9 protein-coding genes and 1 rRNA gene are annotated in these 7,030 nt (G+C 40.8%); 8 read left to right on the forward strand and 2 right to left on the reverse strand.

The window, feature by feature from the left end:
- The first annotated feature begins 27 nt into the window (after positions 1-27).
- The 5 genes from dprA to hemF all read left to right on the forward strand — a co-directional run bounded on the left by dprA (position 28) and on the right by hemF (position 3,825).
- Positions 28-1,119: a DNA-processing protein DprA gene (dprA, locus tag QT16_RS04380; protein WP_033040315.1), complete on the forward strand. Its 1,092-nt coding sequence runs from the start codon at positions 28-30 to the stop codon at positions 1,117-1,119.
- Position 1,120: 1 nt separating this feature from the next.
- Positions 1,121-1,594, forward strand: coding sequence for a DUF494 family protein (locus tag QT16_RS04385; RefSeq protein ID WP_039486485.1), 474 nt, complete (start codon positions 1,121-1,123; stop codon positions 1,592-1,594).
- Between the two features lie 114 nt (positions 1,595-1,708).
- Positions 1,709-2,284 (forward strand): DNA topoisomerase family protein, encoded by a 576-nt coding sequence (locus QT16_RS04390; RefSeq protein WP_039486488.1) that lies wholly within the window; start codon positions 1,709-1,711, stop codon positions 2,282-2,284.
- Positions 2,285-2,309: 25 nt separating this feature from the next.
- Positions 2,310-2,873 carry an L-threonylcarbamoyladenylate synthase type 1 TsaC gene (gene tsaC, locus QT16_RS04395; RefSeq protein WP_004335153.1) on the forward strand — a complete coding sequence of 188 codons (564 nt, stop codon included), beginning with the start codon at positions 2,310-2,312 and terminating at the stop codon, positions 2,871-2,873.
- A gap of 1 nt (position 2,874) precedes the next feature.
- Positions 2,875-3,825, forward strand: a complete 951-nt coding sequence (gene hemF, locus QT16_RS04400) for an oxygen-dependent coproporphyrinogen oxidase (protein ID WP_039486491.1) — start codon at positions 2,875-2,877, stop codon at positions 3,823-3,825.
- A gap of 63 nt (positions 3,826-3,888) precedes the next feature.
- Here the strand turns inward: hemF and QT16_RS04405 are convergent, their stop codons facing one another.
- Positions 3,889-4,326: a group II truncated hemoglobin gene (locus QT16_RS04405; protein ID WP_004335148.1), complete on the reverse strand. Its 438-nt coding sequence runs from the start codon at positions 4,324-4,326 to the stop codon at positions 3,889-3,891.
- Between the two features lie 53 nt (positions 4,327-4,379).
- Between QT16_RS04405 and aroE the strand changes: the two genes are divergently transcribed.
- Both aroE and QT16_RS04415 read left to right on the forward strand, forming a co-directional pair.
- Complete coding sequence (aroE, locus tag QT16_RS04410) at positions 4,380-5,204, forward strand: shikimate dehydrogenase (protein WP_039486494.1); 825 nt, start codon at positions 4,380-4,382, stop codon at positions 5,202-5,204.
- Positions 5,201-5,455, forward strand: coding sequence for a DUF1488 family protein (locus QT16_RS04415; RefSeq protein WP_004335144.1), 255 nt, complete (start codon positions 5,201-5,203; stop codon positions 5,453-5,455). Before aroE ends, QT16_RS04415 begins: the two co-directional genes overlap by 4 nt.
- On the opposite strand, the gene QT16_RS04420 is transcribed toward QT16_RS04415, so the two are convergent.
- Entirely contained in the window at positions 5,447-5,992 is a 546-nt protein-coding gene (locus QT16_RS04420; RefSeq protein ID WP_002959868.1) for a gamma carbonic anhydrase family protein, read from the reverse strand. The genes QT16_RS04415 and QT16_RS04420 overlap by 9 nt on opposite strands.
- 586 nt (positions 5,993-6,578) lie before the next feature.
- On the opposite strand from QT16_RS04420, the gene QT16_RS04425 reads away from it, so the two are divergent.
- A 16S ribosomal RNA gene (locus QT16_RS04425) occupies positions 6,579-7,030 on the forward strand; the annotation flags it as partial.

Here is a 7,030-nt window from a genome sequence, read left to right on the forward strand (position 1 = left end):
TAGCGAGTCGGTGCTCTAGGAGAGAGCATGGATCAGTCATCTGGCAAGCTAGCCCACTGGCTTGCCTTTTATATGTGTAAAGGGTTGGGTATAAAAACCCTTTTAGCACTATCTACAAACTATTCCCTTGGGTCGTTATTCGACTTATCTCATGACAAGCTTTTACAGCTTGGGTTAACCGCTAATCAAGCGAGTAATTTACTCAACACCAATTGGCAACAAGTCAGTCATTATGAGCAATTAATAGCGCTAAACAACATTACTGTTGTCTGTATTTTTGATGCGCTTTACCCAGAAGATCTCCGGCAGATTGCCAGTGCGCCTTTATTACTATTTTGCAGGGGAGATGTCTCGTTATTATCAACTCCACAAATTGCAATTGTTGGCAGCCGTAATGCTACACCTACCGGGCTTGAAATAGCCTCAGAATTTGCATACGAGTTAACTTTGGCGGGTATTACGGTTACTTCAGGTATGGCGCGGGGAATAGATGGTGCAGCACATAAAGGCTCTCTTGCTGGTACAGGTAAAACCATAGCGGTGCTTGGTACTGGGGTTGATATTTACTATCCCAAACGCCATAAACTATTAACAGACCAAGTTTTAGAAAGCGGTTTGCTGGTGAGTGAGTTTTTACCAGGCACAGCTGCTCATGCGCACAACTTTCCGCGCCGTAATCGTATTATTTCTGGATTATCGTTAGGAGTGCTTATTGTTGAAGCTGAAATTAAAAGTGGTTCGTTAATTACAGTACGCTATGCGCTTGAACAAAATAAAGAGGTATTTGCAGTACCGGGTTCTATTAAAAACCCGTTAGCGCAGGCAAGTCACTTTTTAATAAAGCAAGGTGCTAAGCTGGTAGAAAACGTGGCTGACATTCTTGATGAGGTGAGTTTCACTTACGACAATAATGTATGTAATAAAGAGCAGCCGATTCAAGCCAATTCTCAATGTGAGGTTTTAAATAGTATTGGCTTTGAAGTAACCAGTGTAGATGACATTGTGCGTCGTGCGCAGTGGCCAATAGATAAAGTACTCAGTAGGTTGCTCGATTTAGAATTAGACGATCAGATTGAGCGAGTGTTAGATGGTTACATCAAGTTAAGCGCAGGAAGGTAATATGTTTGATATTCTTTTGTATCTTTTTGAAAATTACATTCATAGCGAAGCGGATATATTTGCAGAGCAAAATGAGTTAACCGATGAGCTACTGCGTGCGGGCTTTAATAAGCCTGAGATATTTAAAGCTCTTGATTGGTTAGAGCAACTAGCCGATTTACAACACAGCGATGAGTCTCCTTATCTTATTGCTAACCCTAAAGATGCTGTGCGTATATTTACCGATAGTGAATGCCAAAGGCTCAGCACTGAGTGTCGTGGCTTTTTAATGTTTATTGAACAAATAGGCGTAATTAACAATGTAACACGTGAAATGGTAATGGACTGTTTAGCCTCTCTCGATAAACCAACTATAAGCCTAGAAGACTTAAAGTGGATTGTACTTATGATCTTGTTTAACGTTCCTGGCTCTGAAGAGGCATATGAGCAAATGGAAGATTTGATTTTTGATGAACCCAGCGAACTTCTTCATTAGAGATAATTATCTTAATTGTACTCAAATTACTTAAAAGGATAAGCACGGCATTGCTTGTATCTTTAAGTGGTTTGGGTATATTAGGCGAAAATTCACCAACCTATTAGGATCACCATGAGTAAAATCGACCATTCGCTTTTCTCGGCGAACAAGCACGCCCTCGAAAAAGAATACGAGATATGCCCACAGTGTGGTTCAGAGTTAGTGATCCGCAATAGTAAATCTGGCCCTTTTTTAGGATGCGCAAGTTATCCAAAATGCGACTTTATTAGGCCGCTGGCACACCACGACAGTAACGAAATCAAGATATTAGAAGATTCAGAATGTCCTGAGTGTAGCAAACCGCTGGTGGTTAAAAATGGCCGCTATGGTATGTTTATTGGGTGTACGGGTTATCCAGAATGTCATTATATTGCTAACGAAAATGAAGAAAAGCAAAGCGAAGATACTTTGCCTAGTTGCCCTAAATGCAAAAAAGGTCATTTAGTCGCGCGCAGTAATAAGTTTGGTAAAGTATTTTATTCTTGTGATTGCTACCCAAGTTGTAAATACACGCTTAATAATAAACCGGTTGAACATCCGTGTCCTGAATGTGACTGGCCTATCGTCATAGAAAGAAATATGGCAAACGGCATATTATTGCAATGCCCACAAAAAAGCTGCATGCATAAGCTCACCCCAACTGAATAACGTTTAATTATATCTGGAGACTACTTTGTCAGACCTTTCAAATACGCCCACTGCAATAACATGCTTAACGCAAGGCGAAGTTATTTTATACCCAACAGAAGCTGTATATGGTTTAGGTTGTGATCCAGATAATCAACAAGCCGTTGAGGCACTATTAGCTATTAAGCAGCGCCCGGTTGAAAAAGGGCTTATTTTAATTGCTGATAACTACGGACAATTATTAAAATACGTAGATGATGCAAAAATACCAATGGATAAACGCGCTGATATTTTTTCGAGTTGGCCTGCTGCAATTACATGGGTTATGCCTGCATCTAAAAATACGCCTAAATGGCTCACAGGGCAGTTTGATACCATCGCGGTAAGAGTAACAAACCATCCAACAGTAAAGCGTTTATGCCAAGAGTTTGGTAAGCCATTAGTATCAACCAGTGCAAACTTAACTGGCCAAGAAACGGTAATTAGTATTGAGCAAGCCAAAGCGCAATTTGCAGAACAAGTTGGCTTTTACGTTGACGAGCCGTTAGGTGGTAATACTCAACCAAGCACAATAAAAGACGCCATGACTGGCAAAATATTTAGAGGTTAATATGCAAAGCGAATTATTAAATCAAGTAAAAGCATACTTTATGGCTTTGCAAGACACTATTTGCCAAGGTTTGGAGGCTGCAGATGGCAGTGCTAAATTTATAGAAGATAACTGGCAGCGAGCAGAAGGTGGTGGTGGTCGTACACGCGTAACCACTAATGGCACTGTAATAGAGCAAGGCGGAGTTAATTACTCTCATGTATTTGGCGCTTCAATGCCAGGTTCGGCAACAGCGCACAGACCAGAGCTTGCAGGACGCAGCTTTCATGCGTGTGGTGTGTCGTTAGTTATTCACCCTAAAAACCCTCATGTACCAACAAGTCATGCCAATGTGCGCTTTTTTATAGCCGAAAAAGAAGGCGAAGAGCCAATATGGTGGTTTGGTGGCGGGTTTGATCTCACTCCTTTTTATCCAGTATTAGAAGACGTACAACATTGGCATCAAGTTGCTCACGACATTTGTGCGCCTTTTGGCAGAGAAGTTTATCCAAAATATAAAACATGGTGCGACGAGTACTTTTATTTAAAGCACAGAGATGAGACTCGCGGAGTAGGCGGTTTGTTCTTTGACGATTTAAACGAACTAGGGTTTGAGCAAAGCTTTGCGTTTATGCAATCGGTGGGTAATGGCTTTTTAGATGCTTATTTACCTATTATTGAACGTCGCAAAAATGACGAATACACAGAGCAACAACGTGATTTTCAGCTTTATCGTCGCGGGCGATACGTTGAGTTTAATTTAGTATGGGATAGGGGCACTTTATTTGGATTACAAAGTGGCGGGCGCACTGAGTCTATATTGATGTCTATGCCACCACTTGCACGCTGGGAATATAACTATAAACCAGAGCCAAGTAGCCCAGAAGCTAACCTATATCAGTATTACTTACGCCCGCAAGAGTGGTTAACGAGTCAACCAAGTGAGCTGATACCCAGAGAGTGGCAACTATAACAGTTACACAGTAATCAAAAAGGCGCTAATTAGCGCCTTTTTGCATTGTGGCTAAATACAAATTTAATGCTGATTGATCATGTGCGTTGCTAGTTGAGAGAATGATTGCTTTAAGCCTTCACGTAACAACGGATTGTCTATTTCTATATCCAGCGTTTTATTCATGCAGTACATCCACTGATCGCGCAATGCTTTATCTACAGTAAAAGGCATATGTCTTTTACGTAGCATTGGCTGGCCATGTTTTTCAGTAAATAGGTTTGGCCCGCCTAACCAACCAGATAAAAATTCAAAAAATACTTGGCGAATTCGATCTAATGGCAGAGGATGCATATCATATAACGGTTTAGCGTATTCATCTGACTCCATTATGTCGTAGAATCGATTGGAGATAGCTCGCGCCCCTTTCTCTCCACCTATTATTTCATACGGTGTTTTTTCAGGAGTAGGAGCCTGTTGCTCGGGAGCCGGCTTAGATTTAGAAAAAAGTCGTTTAATCATATTACTTATCATTGTTAATAGGCAGTTTATAGCTGCAAAGAGGTTGCTTTAAAATGGACAAATATGCGGTTTTTGGAAATCCAATTAAACATTCAAAATCCCCCGCGATACATAAACAATTTGCTGTATCACTGGGTGAGCAAATCGACTATCGCACAATATTAGCACCTATCGATAACTTTGAAAAAACAGTATTGTCTTTTTTTGAGCAAGGTGGTGTGGGTGCTAACGTTACAATGCCATTTAAAGAGCAAGCCTATGCAATGGCCGATGAGCTTACGCCATTAGCTAAAATTGTAGGGGCTGTTAATACATTAAAAAAACGAGATGATGGCACATTACTCGGAGATAACACCGATGGTGTGGGCTTTGTAAATGATTTACTCGCTAATGAAGTAGCCATAACTAATAAACGCATTTTAATCATAGGTGCGGGCGGTGCAGCTCGAGGGGTTATTTTGCCTTTGTTAGAGCATAACCCTCAGGAAATAATAATAGTTAATCGCACAGCACAAAAAGCCATAGAACTCGCAGAGCTGTTTACCCAATATGGACCAGTATCTGGTTTTGGTTTTGATGATTTACCAGTAAGCGATTACTCACTAATTATAAACTCTACCTCTAGCAGTATGAATAACGAACTTCCAGCACTTGATAAAAAACACATAACTAACTGTGAAGTCGCTTATGACATGTTTTATTCACTGCAAAATACCATTTTTATGAATTGGGTTGCACAGCATAATATTAACGCTAAGCTTTTAGATGGCAGTGGCATGTTAGTTGGCCAAGCTGCTCAAGCATATTATGTATGGCGTAATAAAATGCCAAAAATACTTCCCGTCGTTGATGCGCTCAAACAAGGAACGCTTAAATGAATCAGGCAATACAATTTATAGATAGGCTAGAGTTTAGAGAGCCCGATCATCAGTTAGTATTTTTTGCACAAGTTAGTGGCATGCTGGTGGAGTGTGTAATAGAAGTAAATACACTTAAATTAACAGACGAAAGCCATGCAACAGAGTATTTTGAAAAGTATCGTTTTGATTACGAAGAACGTGCCGAGGAGCTTATCGAAGAAGAGAGCTATAACTCGGCAGGCCAAATTGAAGTAAGCTTATTAACTTAAATTAGCTATTTCAGCTAAGTACTCATCTTTAAGTGATACGTAGTTATCGGCAGATATTTTTAAAAAGGCAAGTTCTTGCTCCGTTAGAGGGCGGGCTTGCTTAGCCGGACTCCCTACATATAAGTAACCAGACTCTAAGCGTTTGTTTGGTGGTACCAAAGATCCCCCACCTATAATTACATCATCTTCAACAACCACGTTATCCATAATAATAGCGCCCATACCTACAAGTATACGGTTTCCTAATATACATCCGTGCAGCATTACCTTATGACCTACAGTTACATCGTCACCTATAATAAGTGGATAACCATCTGGATTGCTTTTAGTTGCACGAGATAAATGCAATACACTGCCATCTTGTATATTGGAGCGTTTACCAATACGTATATAGTTAACATCGCCTCGGGCAGCTACCAAAGGCCAAACACTACTATTATCACCTAAAGTAATATCACCAACCAAAACTGATGACTCATCAATATAAACAGACGAATTAAACGAAGGAGTTACACCTTTATAAGAACGGATTGCCATATTTAGTACCTTTTAGATAATAGTTATTAGCTTTGAGTGTATCAGCAAGGTTATTTTTGTACCATAAAAGGCACCGTTTGGTTACAAAACTATCAGTTTCAGGGGGTTTAGTTCAGATACTGACCGAACAGCATCTTTTTTTACTTTTTCTTTAAAAAAGTACTTGCGTAAAAATCTGTTCTCCCTATAATGCGACCCCACTGAGACGGGAAACGCCAACGCATAGCGAGGGACAAACTACTCAGAGAGTTAAATAAAACTTCGGTTTTAAATCTTCCAAAAGAAAATTTAAAACAAAGTGTTGACTCGAAAAATAAAGGGTGTATTATTCGCATCCCTTGAGACGCTAAAGCGACTCAAAACGTTCTTTAACAATATAAAGCAATCATCTGTGTGGGCACTCGTACAGATTGAGTTCTAACAGCCAAGCTACTTAGGTAGCGAGGCAAACAAATTAGAGTCTCAATTGAAAACTGAGTGACCAACAGAATAGTTATTTCGGTAATTATTCGGCACAGTCAATTCAATATCGAAAGATATTAAAAAATTCAGAATTCATTGAGCTGTCGAAAGACATAAAACTTTTTAATTGAAGAGTTTGATCATGGCTCAGATTGAACGCTGGCGGCAGGCCTAACACATGCAAGTCGAGCGGTAACAGAGAGTAGCTTGCTACTTTGCTGACGAGCGGCGGACGGGTGAGTAATGCTTGGGAACATGCCTTGAGGTGGGGGACAACAGTTGGAAACGACTGCTAATACCGCATAATGTCTACGGACCAAAGGGGGCTTCGGCTCTCGCCTTTAGATTGGCCCAAGTGGGATTAGCTAGTTGGTGAGGTAATGGCTCACCAAGGCGACGATCCCTAGCTGGTTTGAGAGGATGATCAGCCACACTGGGACTGAGACACGGCCCAGACTCCTACGGGAGGCAGCAGTGGGGAATATTGCACAATGGGCGCAAGCCTGATGCAGCCATGCCGCGTGTGTGAAGAAGGCCTTCGGGTTGTAAAGCACTTTCAGTCAGGAGGAAAGGTTA

Origin of the sequence: Pseudoalteromonas distincta (assembly GCF_000814675.1) — a bacterium.
GTDB classification, from domain to species: domain Bacteria; phylum Pseudomonadota; class Gammaproteobacteria; order Enterobacterales; family Alteromonadaceae; genus Pseudoalteromonas; species Pseudoalteromonas distincta.